Raw genomic sequence first — 19,928 nt, forward strand, 5'->3', positions numbered from 1 at the left:
AAGAGGTTTTTTTATTTTTGCGCCATGCCAGAAATATCAAGTAAAGGCAGGCAAATGCCGGCTTCCCCTATTCGTAAACTCACTCCGTTTGCCGATAAAGCAAAACGTGATGGTAAAAAAGTATTTCATTTAAATATTGGTCAGCCAGATATTGAAACTCCGGAAGGCATGCTAAATGCCATTAAGGATATTGATTTTAAGGTGTGGGCTTATACCCCATCTGAAGGGACTTTAGCCTATCGCACGAAGCTTGCAGAATATTATAATAAGCTAGAATATGATATAGACCCTTCGCAGATATTAGTAACTGTGGGTGGTTCTGAGGCAATTACTATCGCCATGCAGGCCTGTGTAAACGAGGGTGATGAGATTATAATACCAGAACCCTTTTACGCCAACTATAATGGCTTTGCTTGCATGAGTAATGTAGTGGTCAAGCCAATACTTTCATTTATTGAAAATGGTTTTGCTTTACCAGCAATCAGTGAATTTGAAAAACTGATAACGCCCAAGACTAAAGCGATTATCATTTGCAATCCGAATAATCCAACGGGTTATCTTTATTCGCGTGAGGAACTTGAAGCACTTAAAGTGTTGTGTTTAAAATACAATCTTTTCCTCTTTTCAGATGAAGCATACAGAGAATTCTGCTATGATGGTCGTGAATTCATTTCTCCTATGCACCTTGAAGGACTTGAAGAAAATGTGATTGTTCTTGATACCGTGTCGAAGCGTTATAGCGCTTGTGGTGCGCGATTAGGCTGTTTGATCACTAAAAACAAAGAAGTTATTGCGGCCGGACTTAAATTCGCCCAGGCAAGACTAAGTCCTGGAATGGTGGAGCAAATTGCAGCTGCTGCGGCAGTAGACACTCCCGACAGCTATTTTGAAAAGGTTAATAAAGAATATACCCTTCGCCGGGATACATTAGTAAAACGCTTGAACAGTATTGACGGGGTATTCTGTCCTAATCCGGGTGGAGCCTTCTATGTGGTAGCCAAGTTCCCGATTGATAACGCCGATAAGTTCTGCCAGTGGATGCTGGAGGAATTCGAATATGACAATCAGACAGTAATGATGGCTCCTGCGACAGGTTTTTACAGTTCTGCAGGCACCGGAAGCAATGAAGTGCGTCTGGCATACGTTTTGAATGTTGAAGATCTGGAGAAAGCAATGACCTGCCTGGAGAAAGCTTTAGAAGCGTATCCAGGACGTAAGAGCTAATCTGGCAAGGATATGGGTGGGATTTCGTATCTTTGTATATACTTTACCACCAAAAATTAACGGGCCCGACCGGAATTGACAGGATGGAGATAGGTATGTAAGCATGCAGCGCGTTGTGAGACTAGCGCTTAAATCTGAACTCTCAAACCACAATTGGCGAAAATAACTACGCCTTAGCTGCCTAATTTAGAATTAGCATAGCTTTTGTCCCGCTAGGTTCCGCTTTGTAGCTTAGCACCAGGGGCATCGAACAACAAAGCTGGCCAGGGTTTAATGGTGTGATAACCCGGCAAGATAAGACACCTACGGAAGAAGGTACAGGCGAGCGGTTGGCCTTCCCCTTCCCGACAATAAAATAACTGCTAAGCACGTAGAAAGCATAATTTGTCCCATGTTTGGACGAGAGTTCGAATCTCTCCGGGTCCACTTGATGATTAAAAAGCAGGCAGCAGCCTGAGCAAAAGCAAAAGAAACCAAGTCCCGCAGGGCTTGGTTTTTTTGTGCACCGAAGGATGCCCGAGCACAGCGAGGCTGCTTTTTGATCCCCTGCACGGGTTAGGAGAGATCAGCGCCAGCTAATCTCAAGCACACCTCAGCCAAGTACAACAAGCTTGGTTTTTTTGTGCACCGAAGGATGCCCGAGCACAGCGAGGCTGCTTTTTGATCCCCTGCACGGGTTGGGAGAGATCAGCGCTGCTAATCTCAAACACACCAAGTCCAAAACCCTCCTCCTCCTACCTACCATAAATTTTGGTATTTTTATTGCTTTTAAGCGACCATCCTGAACAAAAGGATATTTTCTCTATACAGCATACCAGTTTCCTAATGATCAAAAAACTACTCCTGATAACCCTCCTGTCTTTCGGCCTCAGTCTCCCTTCTAAAGCAAACTTCGACTTCAACAGCAATTGCATAAAAGCCTATCAGGCCATATTTGACCTGCGCTTAAATGACGCAAAAGCTCTGATCCAAAACGAGAAGAAACAGAACCCTAATAATGGAATAACTATACTTCTTGATAATTATATCGACTATTTCACCCTGCTTGCTTCAGAAAACAAATCAGACTATGAGCGCTTGAAAAACAATAAGGCGACGCGCTTAAGTGCATTAGAAAAGCAGGATAAAAATTCGCCGTACTATCTTTTTGCCCAGGCTGAAGTTAATTTGCAATGGGGTATGCTAAAAAGCAGATTTCAGGACTACTTCTCCTCAGGGATGGACATTAAAAAGGCTGATAACTTACTAACGGCCAATATTGCCAAGCACCCCTCGTTCTTGCCGAACAAAAAGAGCGCCGGTCTTATCGATGTAATTTTTGGATCAATACCTTCAAATATGAAAGGGATTTTTTCAACTCTTGGGATTAAAGGAAATGCAGCTGTTGGAATACGTTCTTTAGAATCGCTGGTGTCTAGCCTTCCAAGGTCTTCATATAAGTTTTACACCGACGAGGTAGTGTTCTTTCTCTGCTATATTGAGACAGACCTGGTGCATAACAAAGCGAATTACAGCAAGATCATGGGCTACACAAACACAATGGACGATTCCAGTTTGCTGAAGTCTTATCTCCAGGGTTATGTATCTGCACGGAGCGCGAGAAACGACAACGCGATTGAATATCTTCAAAAAAGACCCAAAGGGAGCGAATATCTCAACTTCCCTGTGCTGAACTACCACCTGGGAAATGCTAAATTAAATCGCGGTGACGCTGACGCGAATATCTACTTAATCAACTTTTTGAAGGAGTACAAAGGGATCAACTACGTCAAAGATGCCTACCTGAAGCTTGCTTATTATTTCTATCTGCGCGGCGATAACGCGAAGTATAATACCTTTTTGAAAATGGTAAAAACTCATGGAAGTCTCTACGATGAAAAAGATAAGCAGGCTTTGAAAGAGGCAAATGATGCTGCGCCGGATATGGACCTTTTAAAGGCACGTCTTTATTTCGATGGCGGATATTATCCAAAAGCTTTAGCTGAATTAACAGGAAAGGACGCTGGAGATTTCAAGTTGAAGCGTGACCAGATTGAGTTATATTACAGGCTAGGTCGTATCTACGATGAATCGGGCCGCGATTCAGACGCTGTCGTCAGCTACCAAAAAGCTATTAATTCAGGAAAGTTGAGCTCTTACTATTATGCTGCAAATGCGGCCCTGAGTATTGGTAGCATATACGAGAAGAAAGGTGATAAAGCTAAAGCAGCTTCTTACTATAAACAGGCAATTGCCATGAAGGACCATGAATACGAAAATAGTATCGAATCGAAAGCAAAAGATGGATTGAAAAGAACGGGATATTGAAACAGAGTCACGCATCACCGTGCTGCTCCAATCCAGTTTTTTCGACCCTAACAGCGGCATATTTTAGTGATTGAGCTGACTACTCGTCCGTAAACCGCACTTGCTTTTGAATAGCCTCTTTATGATGCGCATTTATCTTCTTTCCCAGTTCCTCAAAATCAAAATCGTGATTGGTTCCGCAATCGAGCATATGGAAATAGGTTGATGGCTTTAAGCTCTCAAAATATTCTATGATAGTGCTACTCCAGAGCAGCTGACAATCATTCCGGATCTGAGGAACAATATGACTTATCCCATCTTTCATTAGGATTGTGCGGATATGATGCGACTCCAGGTTTCCCTGTGGAAACATTAGAAGCAAATTACCAGGGGTATTTAAGATTTCGGCTGCATACTCAAGACTCTCATTTACCGATGCTGTTCCCGGAGAAATGGAAAAACATCCAAAATACTTGAGCCACGGGTTCATCTGCATCTGTTTCTTTAGAACCATAATGTAAAAGCCGTTCAAACCACGCGTCTTATGGATCGCATTGAACGCAAGATAAGCGGCAAGAAAACCATCCCAGAAACTAAAATGATTGGACATTAATATATAAGAATGGCCAGGTTTGATATTAACGTGATTAATGATCAATTTATTGAACCGGCGCCGCAAAAACCAGTTCAAGAATTTGCCCGCAGTCTTAATTAACAGGTGGTTTTGCCTTGCTTTAATAATCATTTAGAAGAACCGATAATTCATTTGCAAAGTTACGATTGATCATGTCGTGATTTTCATTGATTACCAGTTGGCGGGCAAAATTGATCTTAGGAATAACGGCCTGTCCAATTTTTGGGGGATAATTCCGGTCTCGCTCCCCAAATATGAACACGCTTTTAATCTCATGCTTGTTCAGCATACTGACAAACTTTACGGCATCAAGCTTCAAAAACCGCATATAACTTGCGCAAGCGTAAAAACTAAATCGCTGGTCGGGGCTCGAGACTTCTTTAAACAGGATATCATAGCCTTTCTGATCTATGATCCTTGTTCTTCGCAACACTGATAGCATACGCGTCATGCCATTATTACTTAATGCCATCCGTTCAAGCACTTTGTTGCCGAGCGAGTTCGAACTCAGGAACGTAAGTAACCTACCCGGCTTCAGGCTTGAAGGCGCAGCAATGAAAAGCTCCTGTATCTGCTCCGCCATTTCCTCTATCAAGCTGGTTGCATAGTGCGATCCCATGGAATATGCTATAATTGAAAAATTATCAACTTGAGTGGAACTACAAAAGTCCCTGAATAATTCTGCAAGCTGCTGTTTCGTGATACCTTTTTTTACGGCTGCTACACTCTGATCTTTGAGTAATGTACCCTTATGGAAAAAGAGATCGAATCCGTAAAACGTGTACTTATCACCCAATGTTTCTTCAAGCACCCGGAACTGTCGCCCGTGCATACCATAGCCGTGAAAGCAGAACATGTTCTTTGGCCCGGCACCGAACTTATAGTAGTGCATAACAACCAGGTCATTCGAGAAATAATGATCAGTCATACGTTTTCTTAACGATTGCGATGGCAAAGGCATAATCACCGTCGTGGGTAATGCTTAGGCTGATATCGAGTCCGGAAAGATTAGCTGGCAAATTGATTTTTGGTATCCCGGCAATCTTTGATCTTATAACTTCAATTTTCTTAAAAGGCAAAGCTTGTTTGTAGAGTTGCTTGACCGCTTTGTATACTGCTTCTTTTGCGGCCCAGGTTGATGCATAACGCAGCATTGGCTGGTCGAAGCTATTGCAGTAATCTATTTCGCGAGAGGTAAACACTTTGGTTTTAAAAAGGTCAGTACATGACGCCACAAAATCCGGAAGATAAACTAAATCATTCCCCACTGCGAACTCATTCACGTTCAAGTCCATTATTGCTTTGCCAATATTAATCTTCATCAATTCCAATCCCCATGATATTAAATCCCCCATCGACGAAATGAATGTTTCCCGTGACTTTCAGTGATAGATCCGAGAAATAATATAATGCAGTATCTGCTACATTCTCTGCCGACACATTTCCCAGCGGAGCCGTTGCCTTACCGATCTTACGAAGCTTTCTCACGCCGTTTATTCCACCAGAGGAGGTTGTCATCACCAGTCCGGCCGAAACAGCATTTACCCGAATTCCGCTCTTACGGAAGTAACTTGCGAGATAGAGCATTATATTCTCCAATGCAGCTTTGTTAATAGCCATACCAGCGTATGCCGGAAAAACCCGTTGCGACGCATTATAGGTTAGGGTAAGGACCGATGCATTTTTCGCCATCATTGACTCAGCTGCCCTGCAAATTCTAAGCAAAGAATATGCACTTATATTAAACGAATCCATTAAATCCTCAAACGGAATGTCTATATATGATGGTGCTGGTTGTGTACTTCCAGGCAAGCTGTAGCACATCACATCCTGACTTCCAAAAGCCACACCATGCAGGATATAATCTATCGAGCCAAGCCCATTATAAATCTTTTCCAGAAAATTTTTAATAGCAGACTCATCGCGTACATCCACTTCCATAGCGTATTCTGCACTCATACCGTTCGACTCCAGTAGAAATAGTACTTCGTCGCGAGTTTCGGCCACGTAATTCAGTACGACTTTGCAACCCGATTGATGCAACTTCAATGCTACGTGAAATGCTATCGAGCTTTCATTTCTTACCCCGAAAACTACTGCTATCTTATCCTGATTATTGATCATGAAACATCTTTTGATACCAACATTGCGCTATTTGTACCACCAAAGCCATAGTTTAGACAAGCGACGGTATTTACTTCCTTTTGAAAGCTCTGTTGTGGTAGCAAATGCCTGTAGCTATTCATAGGTTCTACCGGGCCGTTCCAGTCAGGTGATTTTTGAATGTTTTCCAACTCAGCATTGAGGTCATTTGCATTTAGACAAGGTAAAACCATCTGCTTTTGCAGCATCAATATGGCTGTTATAAATTCAACTGCTCCGGCTGCACCCAGCATGTGGCCAAACTGCGACTTAGGTGCAGATATATGATAGCCACTGTCGCCCAACACATCTACTACACTAAATAGCTCGATCGGATCTCCGGCAGGTGTAGACGTTCCATGTACCTTGACCACATCAGGCCTGATGCCTGAATCGCCCAGTAATCCTTTCCAAAGTCTTCGCTGACCTCCAAAAGAAGGATAGAACATATCACCGTCTCCATCAGAGTTGTTAAAATAATTATCAATCACTCCAAGAATCTTAGCTCCCCGGTTTTTTGCCATTTCATATTCTTCAAGGCATACGAGCCCTGCTCCGAATGAACATACAAAGCCATTGCGATTGACATCAAATGGCCGAGAACTTTCTTCGGGTGCAAAACCGCGGCTTAGTACCGCCATAGAATCAAATCCAAAAAGGGATTCAATTGAAGTAGTTTCAACGCCCCCGGTAATGACCCGGTCCTGCGCGCCAAATTTAATCAAACGATAGGCATGACCAATGTTGCCCAACCCGGTCGCACAAGCAGAAACTATTGTCTCCACTACGCCCCTGTTCTTAATTAAGCATGAGACGTTAGCTGCTTCACGGTAAACCATCCCGCGATCAACTGTATGCGCCCCCGGGGAGCGGGATTTCCCTCCTAGTTGAAAAACATGGTGCCACGCGGGGCGTAATATCGCATGTCCGCAGCCCCCTGATCCGATAATAACTCCAGTTCCTTCGGATTGGACCTCCTTTTCAGACCATCCAGCCATTTTGATCGCTTCCTTGGTGGCAAGCATTGCCCATATACTTCCCATATCGGCCGTGGCGAGGTTCGATGTTGGAATCCTGTTTAAAAGATCCACATACACTTCTGGATAATTGGCGACAATGGTGGAATAAATTGTCTCGAGATTCATTTCGGCGTCGGTAATGTAACCCGACACCTTTGACCGGACCTGTTTATCGAAGGAAACCGCCTCGTCCCACACTCTTATAAGGCTCTTATTTGAAAAAAGCTTTTCAGAAAAGTCGTTCAGATCCGCACAAGTCGGAAACGCCCCGCCCATACCTACCACAGCAACTTTCCTTCCCTGATTTTCCATTTAAGCCCTTGCTTTAACTTTTATAACCAAGTCGACAATATCTTTAACCTTGGACCCCATATCATCGATATCATCATCATCAAACTCAACGTCGAATTTTTGTTCTGCTTTGGCAGCGATATTAATTAGCTCGGTTGATGGCGTGTTCAGATCCGCAATAAAATCAGTCTCTTCTGTGACATTGTTGAGCTTCTGCGGGTCGATAGTCCGTACCGTTCTTAGTATTTCTACCAGCCCATCGATTATTTCTTGTCTTTCCATTATTTATTTGTTGTAAAAGTTTCTTTTTTTAATGCTCTCCCGGTAATGTCATAAAGTTCAGCCACCAGACTAAAGTCTTTGCTAATTTCGTAATTATCGAGCTTTGACTCATTAAAATCAGCAAAATAACCGTTCAGATCCAAACCAGCCGGCACTTTATATATCCTCCCATCACTTACCATTTGCCTGAACTTGTAAAACTTTATCTTTCCAACGCTGATAAAGGTTTCTCCCTCAGCCAGGTAATTATGGAAGTTTACATTTCCAACACTTATAAAAGCCGGAACAAATCGATCTTTTAATTCCATGGGGGTGCAATTCAGTTTCTTACATTCCAGGAAGGTACCACAAGAGACAATAGTTGCTTGTGCAAAAGCTTCGATCTGATCTACTCCGCGAAACACCCCAAAATGGTCATCAACATCTCTAGCTTTGGGAGTATAGCTTGCAATGATTCCTGCCTGCGGGGAATGCCAGTGGAAGGCATCTAAAAGACGCTTTGTTGGCCCATGCAATAGCATCTCAGAAGGCTCATACCCCACAAGATTATTGATCTCAGAATAATCCGCCATTTATTTCAATATTACTACCGTTAATGTACGATGCTTTGTCTGACAGTAAAAAAGCTATGGTATCAGCGATCTCTTCTGCCTTGCCAAAACGCTGAGCTGGGATCATCTTCAAATATTTATCTCTTTCAGCTTGCGGAATCGCGTCTGTCATTGGGGTTTCGATAAATCCAGGTGAAATACTGAGCACCCTGATCTGATGGTCATGGTTTAAAGCAGCCGCTTCTTTGGCCAGAGATTTAGAAAATGCAATTAATCCTGCCTTGGTGGCAGCATAGACGGATTGAAAAGCATTCCCGGTTTCGGCAACACATGAGCTGACATTGATGATGATCCCCTTATTCTTCAGTCCGAAGATCTTAAAAGCTGTTTTAGAGATCATGATTGGAGCTTTTAAGTTAACCATCATCATCGTATCGATGTCACTTTCTGGTTGAAAAGCCAAAGGTTTATCAAATGATACCCCAGCGTTATTGATCACCGCGAAAAGATCATCTCCGTGTTCCGATTTAAGCTTTTTACAGAATTCCTTTAGTTCATCGGGATTATTCAGATTAGCCGTTAACACGAAGTTTCCTTCCTTTAGCTCGCTGATATTTTCATCTTTTGAAGCGTGCAGGATAAGGCAAAAATCCTGATCCAGTCTGCGTGCCATCGCTAAACCCAAACCCTTACTTGCTCCGGTAATTAACACTTTTGGTTTGTTCACGAATGTTGATTTAGCTTGATTATTAGACGCTCAAAAATAGAAATATACTTGAACGAAATAAATTGAAATATACTTCGCTCTTCTAATATCAGTCAGCGAGCTCTATCCATACTGGTCCGTGATCGCTGCTCTTCTCCCAGCCCCGCACATGTCGGTCCACACCAGCTGCTTTCAAACGAGCTTCAATTGATGGGCTCAACAGAAAGTGATCGATCCTTAAACCCGCGTCACGCCCATAAGCATTGCGAAAATAATCCCAAAATGTGTAGATCTTCTGATCGGGATATAATTTGCGGATAGCGTCCGTCCAGCCCTGCTCCATAATATTACCGAATGCTGCGCGCGTCTCTGGTCGGAATAAAGCATCATCAACCCAGCGCTCCGGTTTATACACGTCCAGCTCAGTTGGCATTACGTTATAATCGCCGGTTAAAACTACTGGCAGTCCGCTCGCAAGAAGCTCAGCCGCATGGATTCTCAGCCTCTCAAACCACTGCAGCTTATAATCGAACTTAGGGCCGGGTGCAGGATTACCGTTGGGAAGGTAGAGGCATCCGACAACAATATCATTTATCCATGCTTCTATATATCTGCTATGCAAGTCTTCCGGGTCACCAGGGAGTACCCTTCTCAATTCTTTAATCTCCATATCCCGTGCAAGGATAGCAACCCCATTCCAACTTTTTTGTCCATGCCATATAGCATTATAACCGGCATCGTTGATTGCCTGTACAGGAAACTTCTCTTCTGGGGCCTTCAATTCCTGCAGGCAAACAATGTCAGGCCGGGTCTCTTCAAGCCAGCGAAGCAGCACGGGCAATCGTCCGTTAACACCATTCACATTGTAGGTAGCTATTCTCATTAGGGGCAATTTTAGAAGGGGCAATATCGTATAAAAATAAATAAAAACGGTAATGGAGGCTTGAGGTTTGAAGGTCGTATAAAAGTCATATGTGATGGATATGTCTTTCTTATGACCAACATAAAAGCTGCATTTGTGTTATTTGTTTAAACATATAAAATAATGAGCGACAAACTTCTTTTACCTTATAACTCAGGTTCGTTAGAACTTAAGAATAGGACAGTCATGGCTCCCATGACCCGCAGCCGTGCTACATCAAATAACATACCTACTGATATAATGACCAATTATTATCAGCAACGTGCTACCGCCGGGTTGATAATTACTGAAGGTACTTCCCCCTCTCCTAACGGCCTGGGGTATTCAAGTATTCCAGGGATTTTCAACGCAGAGCAGGTAGCGGGTTGGAAGAAGGTCACTGACGCTGTTCATCAGGGCGGTGGGAAAATCGTTATACAATTGATGCATACTGGCCGTATTGGTCATCCACTCAATCTTCCAGAAGGAGCTGAAATACTAGCTCCTTCAGCTGTAAAGGCTGCCGGCCAAATGTTTACAGTAAAAGAGGGAATGCAGGACCATCCTGAGCCCCGTGCATTTTCAACTGAGGAAGTCCAAAGTACAATCGAAGAGTACGTGACAGCTGCTAAAAATTCGATTGATGCCGGATTTGACGGCATTGAGCTGCACGCTGCAAATGGCTATCTCATCGAACAGTTTTTAAATCCCGGAACAAATACTCGAGACGATCAGTATGGCGGTAGTATTGAAAACAGAAGCCGCTTCCTGCTGGAAATAGTTGAGCAAACGGTGAAAGTAATCGGAAAGGACAAAGTTGGTGTCCGCTTTTCACCATATGGAGCATTCAACGATATGCCAGCATATGATGCAGTGGATGAAACTTATACCTACCTGGCAGAAAAACTAAATGAACTTGAAATCCTTTACATCCACGTCCTTGATCACTCTGCCGGAAACAGTTCGCCGGATATAACCCGGGTGAAGGATATAATTAGATCCCGCTTTCAAAACATACTTATATTCTGCGGTGGATTTAACAAAGAAAAGGCTGAGGAGGAACTAAAACAAGGAATCGCCGACCTAATCGCTTTCGGAGTACCGTTTCTTACAAACCCTGATCTTGTTAAACGTATGGAGGTTGGTGCTGAATTAAATCAGCCCGATTATAATTCATTTTACACACCCGGTGAAAAAGGATACACAGATTACCCATTTCTGAATACCTGATTGTGCTGATTAATGATTCTGAACCGCAAAGTTCCAAAGCATCGGGCTTGCAAATAGCATGCGATTAAATCAACTTCGCTTTGCAAGATGCTTGTGCACTTTGCGGTTAATCAAAGAGTTTCTAAATTGCTTACTATGGATATGAAAAGAAAAGATTTCCTGAAAGCATCAATAGCTGCGGCTGGCCTTTCTGCGGTCCCGGAACTGGCAGCTGCTAGAACCTCTGCGGCTAAGCGATCGTTCCGCTTTGCTTTCATTTCGGATATACATGTTAAACCTGAGCGAGTTGCTGAGGAAGGAATGGCGAAAGCCTTACAGCATATTCAAAAATTAAAGCCAAAGGCAAATTTTATTGTAATGGGCGGCGACGCAATTTACGATTCTCTTAAGGCTACGAAGGAATACACCAAACAACAATGGGATCTTTATCAATCTATTCTTCAAAAGAATAATAGCCTGCCCGTTTATAATTGCATTGGCAACCATGATATTTTCGGCTGGTACAATATACCCAAGGACACAGGCGATCCCCTTTACGGCAAGGCCTGGGCCTTGAAAGAACTAGGTCTGTCAACGCCTTATTACCATTTTAACAAAGGCAAGTGGGATTTCATAGTCCTCGACAGCACTCAGGAGCGCAATGAAGGCGGTTATATTGCGAAGCTTGATGAAGCACAGTTTAAGTGGCTTGAAAGAAAGCTCGACGACATACCATCTGACCATTTTATCAGCATCATTTCACATATCCCAATTCTGTCTATCTGCGCCGGGCTCTACTTTGGTAAGAACGACCCTAATGGAGATCTAAGAATTCAGTATATGCTCATGCATACAGACTTTTTTAAGATAAAAGACCTGTTCAATAAGTATCCGAATATTAAAAACTGCCTGAGTGGCCACATTCACCTGCAGGATAAAGTCGACTATAACAACATTGAATACTTTTGCAACGGAGCTATAAGCGGTAATCTCTGGAAAGGCCCGTACTATGAATTTGGTCCTGCCTATGCGCTGTTTGAGTTTTATGAAGATGGGAGCTGCCAACGTGAGATGATCTCGTATTGACGTGTTGTAACGTTGAATGTTTTAACCCTTGGACTTTTTTGATTGAGGCTGTTCCAGCAGACAAATCTTTACCCGCTGATACATGCTTTTCTTGTCAAGGGCACTTTCAAGCTGATCGAGGATGCCTAAAATATTCACATCAGCCTCGGCAATCCACTTTCTGTTCTCGTCTTTAATGACATCCAGAATTGGCTGAAGTTGGGAAAGAATCTTTTTGCCGCCGGGGCTCAATGAGATCATGCGCTTTCGGGCATCCTTTTTATCGGTGCTTGTTTTTACAAGTTTCCGATCAACGAGCTGATCAACAAACTGCACGACTGCTGGATGGCTAAGCTCTAATGATTCAGAGATCTCGGTAATAGCAAGGATCTTTTCACGATTAAGCAACTCCAGCACAAGGTACCATTTGGCTTCAAAATCGACATCCGATTCCTTATAGATTTTGCTGACATCCTGCGAAAGCCGCTCACTCAACCTTTTCAGGCGCGTAGCGATCGCCAATTCTCCCAAATCATTGATTAAATTCATGCTTATAAAACTAAATATATAAATGCATATAAAACTGATCTGAAACATCTTCAGAAATCTGCTCCCATTTCTCATTTGTGACTTTATCCAGGATCTCATTTCAAATAATTGATTATCCGTTTTGCTAATCTTTTCGACTCTCCACTTTCACCTTTCCTCTTTCACTTCTCCATTCTCAACTCTCCACTTTCCACTCTCAACTATCACCTTTCAACTTATCTACCCCGCCCTTCTCTTCTCATCCTCGGCGCCCCCGCTTCTCCTTCTGGAACCCGGAACCTGCGTTTTTCCGAAACGATATGTAAAGCTCAAGGTTCCTACACGTGTATCCCTCGTTTGAAGGAAGTGCTCGCCATATCCGCTCAGCAGAGTGAACGCATCTATCCCGTTTGTGAAGAATACATCACTAACGTTTAGTTTTAGTGAAGCTTTCTTATCGAAAAGCTGCTTCTGAACCCCCAGTCCCATTGACCAAATTGGATCTATTTCTAAGAAACCATAAGTTGATTTACCCTGATAATTACCAATAAACTCTGCCGTAACTGTATTATTCACAACAAAATTATTGTTGCTATTGAAGGTAAAAGTTGTCCGGCCCGCGTTAAGATTAGTATTAACCAGGTTTCCGCTGTATCTGCCATAATACAGAAGTGCATTGTTTGTACTGTTTAACCACTTGCCAACGCTTATTGGGAACCCGAAGCTAAAATTATAGTAATCAAACTTCGCCAGGTTACGGCCTGTTTGCAGGACGGTATTAGGCTCGGTATCGGGTGAGAGTACACTTAAAATATTATCGGTAGTTCTGCTGTAACCAATTTTAGTAATGAACTTCTGTTTCAGAGTATGCGTCAGTTCAAATGAGTTTGTCAACTCTGGTTTCAGGAATGGATTTCCTGCTGATGAAGTTGCAGGATCCAGGAATACCTTAAATGGATTGAGCTGCCTGTAAGAAGGTCTGTTAATACGGCGGCTAAGCGATATCCCAAGATCATTGTTTTCACTAAATCTGTATCCAAGATATCCGCTCGGAAATAGTTGGGTATAATTCCGATCGAAATTAGAGTTGTCTTTTAACTGAACGCCTTCTGCTACCGTATTCTCCAATCGTAAACCTAATTGAATATTTAATTTCTTCCACTTACCTGAGGTGTTAACATATGCCGCATTTATATTCTCATTGTATATAAAGTGATTGCTCTTGCCCGCATCCAGAATATCGCTTCCGTTACTGCGATCATAGAATGCCACATTGTTATCTGACTCTACCCAACTACTTTTCAAGCCTGCTTCAAAACGACCGTTCCATGCCTTTAATGGTTGGTTGTAGTCTATTTTAAACGACCGAATATCCAGAAGTCCTGAAAGATCACCCAATAGCTTGTACGGTGTACGGGAAGGAACATCATTTAAACCATAATAATTTGTTGTATAATTCTGAATCTCATCAGAACGAAATCTTGCGTAGTCAAGGTCAGCACTTAGCTCCTTTCCGCCAGAATCCAGGGTGTGCTTGTAATTCAGGTTATAGCTGGTGTTGGTACGTTCTGGAGAATTCGTTCCAACAGTATTAAAAGAACCAGTAGCTTGATTTGTAGCATTGAAAGATTTTGCACGGCTATCAGCATCAACATTCCCCTTGTTTGAGATGCCGTTGACAGTAAAACCTAATATAGCTTTTTTACCAAGGTTATAGTCTGCTCCAAGTCGCAAATTATGATTATTAAATGCGAACTGAAAGTAGTTAACATAGTTATTGCCACCGGTTAATTGATTCGATGGTGTGTAGAAATTTCGGAATATAGTAAGGTCGTTAAAGTCTTCACGATATCCATAATTATACGAACCAAACACATTCAGCTTTTTGGATCGGCTGTTAAAATTTAGTGAGGGGTTAAGTTTGGAATATACTCCCTGGCCGTAGCTCAACGACAAACTTCCATTTGTTCCAACATTGTTTCCCTTTTTTAACCTGATGTCAATGATACCCGAGTTTCCAGACGCATCGTATTTGGCCGAGGGGTTTGTGATCAGGTCAATCTTTTCGATCTGTTCTGCAGACATGCTTCGAAGCATATTTGCCAGGTCCTGCCCGGACATAGGCACCAATTTGCCGTCAATCATGACAAGAACACCCTGCCTGCCCCGCATTGCTATATTATCATTCTGGTCAACCGTGATCCCAGGCGCCTTTTCAAGGACTTCCAATGCTGTACTTCCCACAGCAGTGAGTGAACTTGCAACATTGATAACCGTTTTATCATATTGCTGTTGAATGAGCGGCCGCGCTGCAGTGACCACAACTTCTTTTAAAGAATTCTCCGCCCGGATCAAATTAATTTTGCCAAGATCGATATTCTGCCGCAGGCTGATCGTGTCAGACTGATATTTCTCAAAATTCATGCTTTGCGTTATGAGGAGATATTTGCTGGCCGGGATGCGGTCAAACACAAAGTTTCCCGCATCATCAGGAAACTCCATCTTTATCAGCTTTTTATCTTCAGCCTTTAGTAGGTGCATTGTAACATCATCTGTCTTTTGATTTCCAGACGCAGATAATGTTCCTTTTATTTGAAATGAAGATGTCTCCTGTGCTAAAGCGGAACTTATGTAAACGCTTACACAAATAATTGCTATAAATGAATTTAACGAAAAAGATTTCATACTATTACTTAATGACTATGCAAAGGTAATAATGCGGTTTGTTAAATTATGTTAAAAGGTAAATTATTTCTTTTTATTCGTAAGTACTTACTTATAAATATGGAATAAATAATTAATAAATTCAGGAATAAGGTTTTATTGCATAGTTATCGTCTGTTCTGCTGAACTTAACCCGGTACTAAAGAGGTACCCCCAGGAGCACCAAGCGGGCAACTATCTGACAAAAGTGCAATATGAGCGGACAATCAGCGGAGAAAAAGTGTAGAGCAAAAGAACGTATTAAGGAAATACTCTGGACCGTCGACAATTGAGCGTTAAAGAAGTCCTCTCCATCAAAACGAAAAAAGCCCGGAAATTTATGTTTCCAGGCTGGCAATTAGGTGAAGAATGATTAATTTTTACAGTCTACCTTGTCAAATTCTATATTGAAAACCGAGGCATCCGAAAAGACCTCTCTTCCAGTTTTGGGATCGATTGTATAGTTTTTCTGAACAAGCTTATCACCACTTAACTTAAATTCAACCTGCAGGGTATCATTCGTACCCTCCTGCATGTAGACCCAGGTTCCTTTAATAAGATCACCATCTCGTGTTGCATTAATCCTTCCAACTCTCCTATCCTTTTCTTTAGGATAATGACCGAAATCACCGGTTACATTATCACCATCCAGGGTAAGTTTCAATGAAGTGGTATCCTGATTAGCTGTTCCGGCAAGCTTTTGAAAACAAAGAGTTTCTACCATGGGCTCTTCAGTTACCTTTACATCCGTATTGACGTTAACTGTTGTGTCGGACGACTCTGTGGTTTTTTCCGGCTGGGACGTGCATGCTGCCATACTTAAAGTTCCAGCAAATAATATCATTAATCGTTTCATATTGTGTTTTTTCGATATGAAGCAATTATCTTGCCTATGAGACACGTTGGTGTTGAATTCCGAAAAATTTATCACTGAAATTTACCAGGAACAATTCATTCGTGGAGCGTGTAATTCCAGTATAAAGCCATCTTAAAAATTCTGTGTTAAGCATCTCATCTGTAAGATAGCCCTGATCAATGAAAACAGCAGGCCATTGCCCTCCCTGAGCTTTGTGACAGGTAACTGCGAACGCGAATTTGATTTGTAGGGCATTATAGTAAGGGTCCTTCTTCATTTCCTCCATCCTGATTTGCTTATTTTCAAAATGGCTATAATCCTCCTGAACAGCGTCAAATAATCGCTTGCTATCTGCCCCAGACAAGCTTGGAGTTTCGGCATACAAGGTGTCTAGCAAAACTTTACAGGTCAAGGGCTCTTCATCAGGATAATCCAACAGTTCGATAACGACTTCGGCGAACCGAAAGCCATACTGTTCTTCTATTCTCCTAACCTTTCTGATCTTTGCAATATCCCCGTTAGCAATAAATCCACTACTATTATCCTCACCCTGCAGCCAGAAATAATTGTTTCGCACCACCATTATGAAATCTCCTCCTGTTATCTCTTCCTCACGATATAATATTCGGTTCCTGATATTCTGGTTATAAGCGTTTGCACTTTTGTTAGATCGGCAGATAACAATAGAATTTTCAATGCCGTATTTGTCGTAAGCATAGCTAAGGCCTTCAACGAGCTTCTCACCCGTCATCTTAAAGATGTCCCTGAAACCTTGCAGCTTGAAACGAGGGAAAACGTTCTTGTTTTTCCTGATGAGCTCTCGTAATTCCGTAGCATTATAAAGGATTCCTGACTCTTTCTCCTGGCGTACAACATCAGTAAGTTCATAACTGAATAAATGCAGGCCGAAATTGTCATTTAGCACTTTAATATCCAATGCCGGACTTTTTTCTGAACCGACAGGCGGCAATTGGGCCGTATCACCTACAAGCATCAGCTTACAGTTCTTACCATTATATACATAGCTTATCAGGTCCTGAAGCAAACTTTGCCTGCTGTAATCATGTATCTGATCTGAGATCATGGAAGCCTCATCCACGATGAAAATAGTGTTTTCTGATAAGTTATCAGCCAGCACAAAGTTCATATCCGGACTGGCTGCAACTTTCTTCCTGTATATCCTTTTATGGATTGTGAATGCCTTCTTTCCCGAGTAATTGCTGATTACCTTTGCCGCCCGGCCCGTAGGAGCCAGCAATACCGACTTGAGTTTGACGCGGGACAAAACCTTCACAAGTGCGCTTATCAAGGTAGTTTTACCCGTACCTGCGTATCCTCGAAGCAGAAAGCATTCCTCACCCGAACCCATTGGCAAAAAATCTTCAAGCAGACGGAATACTTCTTGCTGTTGTAAAGTGGGTGTTTTCCCAAAATTCTGTTCCAGCAGGTCCCTGATGTTCATCGCTGCAATTTGCGAAATCTCTTAGTATTTCGAACCCTGAAGCTTCAAAACAATGAAAATAAATTAGACGTGAAATTGGATTCATAGCATCTAGTAGTGAAAATCTGCTCCAAAAACTGATTTTATTTAATGACAAATGTTAAACAGAAAACATACTTTTGTGAGAGATGAATAAACTGCTTTATCTTTCTGATGATGACCTTCAATCGCAGCTGGCAGCCCGGTATGACCTCCTCGTACAGATTGGACTTGAAACTTTTCAATATGCTATAATCGATAAGCAGATCAATCAAGTTAAGGTACTGGCAGAATATGAGTTGACCCTGCCGGCGCAAAATAAAGACATCATAAAAGCGATAGAAGGACTTCCAGAAGCTAACCGGCAATTTAAATTTGCTTTCAACTCAGTAAAAATAGCTTTCAATTCGTCGGATTTCACGTTTATCCCAGCAGATCTTTATCAGGAAGGCATCCGCGAAGAATATGGAAAATACTTGAATCCAACAGGTAGTTCTGAGCTTTTGGTCAACAATATCGCGTCAGCTGAAATAAAAAATATCGTTGCCATTGATTCTGACTTAAATTCAGGCTTGAACAAGATATTTCACAGGCCTAGAATCTACAATCAGGCATATCCTTTCATTGAAGGTGTGCAGAAATACCTTAATCGGGAAGACGAAACGGCTTGCTTCTTTGATATTCAGCCTAAACAATTTCAGGTTGCAGTTTACAAACACTTTAACTTAGAATTTTATAATTCATTTGAATATGCAAATCCGGATGAATTCAATTACTACCTGCTGCACCTGATTGATTCTGCTAATATTGACACAGAAAAAACACCAATTATTTTAACCGGTAAGGTGTCATCGACGGACGACGTGCATCAAAGGCTGGAAAAATATTTCAGCGATATACGGTTTATCGAATCAAACGATTTGTCCAAATATTCTGACCAAATGGGAAAGGATAAGCCAAATGCCTTTTTCACATTATTCAGTCTTCAGCTATGCGAATAATAGGTGGTAGGCTGAAGGGCCTGCGCTTAAATCCTCCCGGAAAATTACCAGTCAGACCCACCACTGATAGTGCAAAGGAAGCCCTTTTTAATATTCTTTATAATCAATTTGACTTTGAAAGTCTGAAAGTTCTTGATTTATTTAGTGGCACCGGCAATATTTCTCTTGAGTTCGCATCACGGGGTGTTCCTTCGATTACATCAGTAGACCGTGATTTTGGTTGCTACAATTATTTAAAATCTGTTGCTAAACAATATTCGTTAGATTCTGTAAAACCGGTGAAAGCCGATGTACTTAAGTATTTGGAAGTTGAAACAGATCAGTATGATCTGATTTTTGTTGATCCTCCCTATGACCTCCCTCAGATGAATCAAATCGCGCCGATTGTCTTCCGAAGAAATATTCTGAAAGCAGATGGCGTGCTTATCGTCGAACATCACAGCATGAAAAAGATTGACAACGACCCACATTTCAAAGAACAACGTAAATATGGTTCTTCATCGTTCAGCTTTTTTACCCATCAATAGTTGTTATTTATTACACCCACTTTTGCGTATAGCTCTTTTATCCCTTAACTTTATAGTATGAAGATCGCCCTATTCCCAGGTTCCTTTGATCCCGTAACAAAAGCTCATGTTGATATTCTGCGTCGCGCAATCCCATTATTTGATAAGGTTGTCATCGGTATTGGTCTGAATAGCACAAAAGCGGCCTTCTTAAATATTGAACGCAGGAAAGAAATGCTGGAAGCGGTTTTTTCTGATGACAGTAAAGTAGAAGTAGCAACCTACGAAGGGCTGACCGTAGAGTTTTGCAAAAAAATTGGGGCAGCGTACATGATTCGTGGAATACGTACAGTTTCAGATTTTGAATATGAAAAAGCAATTGCCCAAATGAATCATGCTTTGGTTCCTGAAATAGAAAGCATTTTTATTGTTAGCAAGCCTGGATACTCTTCTATAAGCTCGACGATAGTGCGGGATATTATGAGGAATAATGGCGATGTACGGCAATTTTTACCTAAGGAAGCATTTGATCTGCTTTAGAGAT

Annotated in this window: 20 protein-coding genes and 1 other RNA gene; 8 read left to right on the forward strand and 13 right to left on the reverse strand. The window is 41.9% G+C overall.

Annotation, left to right across the window (positions count from 1 at the left end):
- The first annotated feature begins 24 nt into the window (after positions 1-24).
- From B5X60_RS16875 to B5X60_RS16885, 3 genes are all read left to right on the forward strand, one after another.
- On the forward strand, positions 25-1,224 hold the full coding sequence (locus B5X60_RS16875) for a pyridoxal phosphate-dependent aminotransferase (RefSeq protein WP_079703915.1): 1,200 nt from the start codon (positions 25-27) through the stop codon (positions 1,222-1,224).
- Positions 1,225-1,285: 61 nt separating this feature from the next.
- Positions 1,286-1,653: a transfer-messenger RNA gene (gene ssrA / locus B5X60_RS16880) on the forward strand.
- Between the two features lie 396 nt (positions 1,654-2,049).
- The gene (locus B5X60_RS16885; protein ID WP_079703916.1) at positions 2,050-3,531 is read left to right on the forward strand and encodes a tetratricopeptide repeat protein; all 1,482 of its coding nucleotides are present in this window, start codon (positions 2,050-2,052) and stop codon (positions 3,529-3,531) included.
- 79 nt (positions 3,532-3,610) lie between these two features.
- On the opposite strand, the gene B5X60_RS16890 is transcribed toward B5X60_RS16885, so the two are convergent.
- The 9 genes from B5X60_RS16890 to xth all read right to left on the reverse strand — a co-directional run bounded on the left by B5X60_RS16890 (position 3,611) and on the right by xth (position 10,018).
- The gene (locus B5X60_RS16890; protein ID WP_079703917.1) at positions 3,611-4,255 is read right to left on the reverse strand and encodes a 1-acyl-sn-glycerol-3-phosphate acyltransferase; all 645 of its coding nucleotides are present in this window, start codon (positions 4,253-4,255) and stop codon (positions 3,611-3,613) included.
- Positions 4,245-5,072 carry an alpha/beta fold hydrolase gene (locus tag B5X60_RS16895; RefSeq protein WP_079703918.1) on the reverse strand — a complete coding sequence of 276 codons (828 nt, stop codon included), beginning with the start codon at positions 5,070-5,072 and terminating at the stop codon, positions 4,245-4,247. The genes B5X60_RS16890 and B5X60_RS16895 overlap by 11 nt, the downstream gene beginning before the upstream one ends.
- Positions 5,065-5,466, reverse strand: coding sequence for a holo-ACP synthase (locus B5X60_RS16900; RefSeq protein ID WP_079703919.1), 402 nt, complete (start codon positions 5,464-5,466; stop codon positions 5,065-5,067). The genes B5X60_RS16895 and B5X60_RS16900 overlap by 8 nt, the downstream gene beginning before the upstream one ends.
- On the reverse strand, positions 5,456-6,268 hold the full coding sequence (locus B5X60_RS16905) for an enoyl-ACP reductase FabI (protein ID WP_079703920.1): 813 nt from the start codon (positions 6,266-6,268) through the stop codon (positions 5,456-5,458). The genes B5X60_RS16900 and B5X60_RS16905 overlap by 11 nt, the downstream gene beginning before the upstream one ends.
- The gene (locus B5X60_RS16910; RefSeq protein WP_079703921.1) at positions 6,265-7,617 is read right to left on the reverse strand and encodes a beta-ketoacyl-[acyl-carrier-protein] synthase family protein; all 1,353 of its coding nucleotides are present in this window, start codon (positions 7,615-7,617) and stop codon (positions 6,265-6,267) included. The genes B5X60_RS16905 and B5X60_RS16910 overlap by 4 nt, the downstream gene beginning before the upstream one ends.
- Positions 7,618-7,878 carry an acyl carrier protein gene (locus B5X60_RS16915; protein ID WP_079703922.1) on the reverse strand — a complete coding sequence of 87 codons (261 nt, stop codon included), beginning with the start codon at positions 7,876-7,878 and terminating at the stop codon, positions 7,618-7,620.
- Positions 7,878-8,450, reverse strand: coding sequence for a hypothetical protein (locus B5X60_RS16920; RefSeq protein WP_245803554.1), 573 nt, complete (start codon positions 8,448-8,450; stop codon positions 7,878-7,880). Before B5X60_RS16920 ends, B5X60_RS16915 begins: the two co-directional genes overlap by 1 nt.
- Positions 8,434-9,156 (reverse strand): SDR family NAD(P)-dependent oxidoreductase, encoded by a 723-nt coding sequence (locus B5X60_RS16925; RefSeq protein ID WP_079703923.1) that lies wholly within the window; start codon positions 9,154-9,156, stop codon positions 8,434-8,436. Before B5X60_RS16925 ends, B5X60_RS16920 begins: the two co-directional genes overlap by 17 nt.
- A gap of 88 nt (positions 9,157-9,244) precedes the next feature.
- Positions 9,245-10,018 carry an exodeoxyribonuclease III gene (gene xth / locus B5X60_RS16930; protein WP_079703924.1) on the reverse strand — a complete coding sequence of 258 codons (774 nt, stop codon included), beginning with the start codon at positions 10,016-10,018 and terminating at the stop codon, positions 9,245-9,247.
- A gap of 162 nt (positions 10,019-10,180) precedes the next feature.
- Here xth and B5X60_RS16935 point away from each other — a divergent pair, with 162 nt between their 5' ends.
- Both B5X60_RS16935 and B5X60_RS16940 read left to right on the forward strand, forming a co-directional pair.
- Positions 10,181-11,266: an alkene reductase gene (locus B5X60_RS16935; RefSeq protein ID WP_079703925.1), complete on the forward strand. Its 1,086-nt coding sequence runs from the start codon at positions 10,181-10,183 to the stop codon at positions 11,264-11,266.
- Between the two features lie 135 nt (positions 11,267-11,401).
- Positions 11,402-12,331, forward strand: coding sequence for a metallophosphoesterase family protein (locus B5X60_RS16940; RefSeq protein WP_221406272.1), 930 nt, complete (start codon positions 11,402-11,404; stop codon positions 12,329-12,331).
- 21 nt (positions 12,332-12,352) lie between these two features.
- Here B5X60_RS16940 and B5X60_RS16945 read toward each other — a convergent pair whose 3' ends face one another.
- The 4 genes from B5X60_RS16945 to B5X60_RS16960 form a co-directional block, all read right to left on the reverse strand.
- A complete protein-coding gene (locus B5X60_RS16945; protein WP_170878485.1) occupies positions 12,353-12,859 on the reverse strand; it encodes a MarR family winged helix-turn-helix transcriptional regulator in 507 nt (168 codons plus the stop codon).
- Positions 12,860-13,078: 219 nt separating this feature from the next.
- Positions 13,079-15,523, reverse strand: a complete 2,445-nt coding sequence (locus B5X60_RS16950; protein WP_079703928.1) for a TonB-dependent receptor domain-containing protein — start codon at positions 15,521-15,523, stop codon at positions 13,079-13,081.
- A gap of 391 nt (positions 15,524-15,914) precedes the next feature.
- Entirely contained in the window at positions 15,915-16,397 is a 483-nt protein-coding gene (locus B5X60_RS16955; protein WP_079703929.1) for a putative periplasmic lipoprotein, read from the reverse strand.
- A gap of 34 nt (positions 16,398-16,431) precedes the next feature.
- Entirely contained in the window at positions 16,432-17,859 is a 1,428-nt protein-coding gene (locus tag B5X60_RS16960) for an ATP-dependent DNA helicase (RefSeq protein WP_079703930.1), read from the reverse strand.
- Positions 17,860-18,026: 167 nt separating this feature from the next.
- On the opposite strand from B5X60_RS16960, the gene B5X60_RS16965 reads away from it, so the two are divergent.
- Genes B5X60_RS16965 through coaD form a run of 3 tightly spaced genes read left to right on the forward strand, consistent with a single transcriptional unit; the run spans position 18,027 to position 19,924 of the window.
- Entirely contained in the window at positions 18,027-18,878 is an 852-nt protein-coding gene (locus B5X60_RS16965) for a DUF3822 family protein (protein ID WP_079703931.1), read from the forward strand.
- On the forward strand, positions 18,869-19,405 hold the full coding sequence (locus B5X60_RS16970) for an RsmD family RNA methyltransferase (protein WP_079703932.1): 537 nt from the start codon (positions 18,869-18,871) through the stop codon (positions 19,403-19,405). Before B5X60_RS16965 ends, B5X60_RS16970 begins: the two co-directional genes overlap by 10 nt.
- 57 nt (positions 19,406-19,462) lie before the next feature.
- Complete coding sequence (gene coaD / locus B5X60_RS16975; protein WP_079703933.1) at positions 19,463-19,924, forward strand: pantetheine-phosphate adenylyltransferase; 462 nt, start codon at positions 19,463-19,465, stop codon at positions 19,922-19,924.
- The last annotated feature ends 4 nt before the right edge of the window (positions 19,925-19,928 follow it).

This window comes from Daejeonella lutea, assembly GCF_900168015.1.
Taxonomy (GTDB): Bacteria; Bacteroidota; Bacteroidia; order Sphingobacteriales; family Sphingobacteriaceae; genus Daejeonella; species Daejeonella lutea.

Bases quoted from the DNA above. Each gene is read 5' to 3' on its own strand.
- B5X60_RS16875 (WP_079703915.1), top strand. From the start codon at position 25: ATGCCAGAAATATCAAGTAAAGGCAGGCAAATGCCGGCTTCCCCTATT.
- B5X60_RS16885 (WP_079703916.1), top strand. From the start codon at position 2,050: ATGATCAAAAAACTACTCCTGATAACCCTCCTGTCTTTCGGCCTCAGT.
- B5X60_RS16890 (WP_079703917.1), bottom strand. From the start codon at position 4,255: ATGATTATTAAAGCAAGGCAAAACCACCTGTTAATTAAGACTGCGGGC.
- B5X60_RS16895 (WP_079703918.1), bottom strand. From the start codon at position 5,072: ATGACTGATCATTATTTCTCGAATGACCTGGTTGTTATGCACTACTAT.
- B5X60_RS16900 (WP_079703919.1), bottom strand. From the start codon at position 5,466: ATGAAGATTAATATTGGCAAAGCAATAATGGACTTGAACGTGAATGAG.
- B5X60_RS16905 (WP_079703920.1), bottom strand. From the start codon at position 6,268: ATGATCAATAATCAGGATAAGATAGCAGTAGTTTTCGGGGTAAGAAAT.
- B5X60_RS16910 (WP_079703921.1), bottom strand. From the start codon at position 7,617: ATGGAAAATCAGGGAAGGAAAGTTGCTGTGGTAGGTATGGGCGGGGCG.
- B5X60_RS16915 (WP_079703922.1), bottom strand. From the start codon at position 7,878: ATGGAAAGACAAGAAATAATCGATGGGCTGGTAGAAATACTAAGAACG.
- B5X60_RS16920 (WP_245803554.1), bottom strand. From the start codon at position 8,450: ATGGCGGATTATTCTGAGATCAATAATCTTGTGGGGTATGAGCCTTCT.
- xth (WP_079703924.1), bottom strand. From the start codon at position 10,018: ATGAGAATAGCTACCTACAATGTGAATGGTGTTAACGGACGATTGCCC.
- B5X60_RS16935 (WP_079703925.1), top strand. From the start codon at position 10,181: ATGAGCGACAAACTTCTTTTACCTTATAACTCAGGTTCGTTAGAACTT.
- B5X60_RS16940 (WP_221406272.1), top strand. From the start codon at position 11,402: ATGGATATGAAAAGAAAAGATTTCCTGAAAGCATCAATAGCTGCGGCT.
- B5X60_RS16945 (WP_170878485.1), bottom strand. From the start codon at position 12,859: ATGAATTTAATCAATGATTTGGGAGAATTGGCGATCGCTACGCGCCTG.
- B5X60_RS16950 (WP_079703928.1), bottom strand. From the start codon at position 15,523: ATGAAATCTTTTTCGTTAAATTCATTTATAGCAATTATTTGTGTAAGC.
- B5X60_RS16955 (WP_079703929.1), bottom strand. From the start codon at position 16,397: ATGAAACGATTAATGATATTATTTGCTGGAACTTTAAGTATGGCAGCA.
- B5X60_RS16960 (WP_079703930.1), bottom strand. From the start codon at position 17,859: ATGAACATCAGGGACCTGCTGGAACAGAATTTTGGGAAAACACCCACT.
- B5X60_RS16965 (WP_079703931.1), top strand. From the start codon at position 18,027: ATGAATAAACTGCTTTATCTTTCTGATGATGACCTTCAATCGCAGCTG.
- B5X60_RS16970 (WP_079703932.1), top strand. From the start codon at position 18,869: ATGCGAATAATAGGTGGTAGGCTGAAGGGCCTGCGCTTAAATCCTCCC.
- coaD (WP_079703933.1), top strand. From the start codon at position 19,463: ATGAAGATCGCCCTATTCCCAGGTTCCTTTGATCCCGTAACAAAAGCT.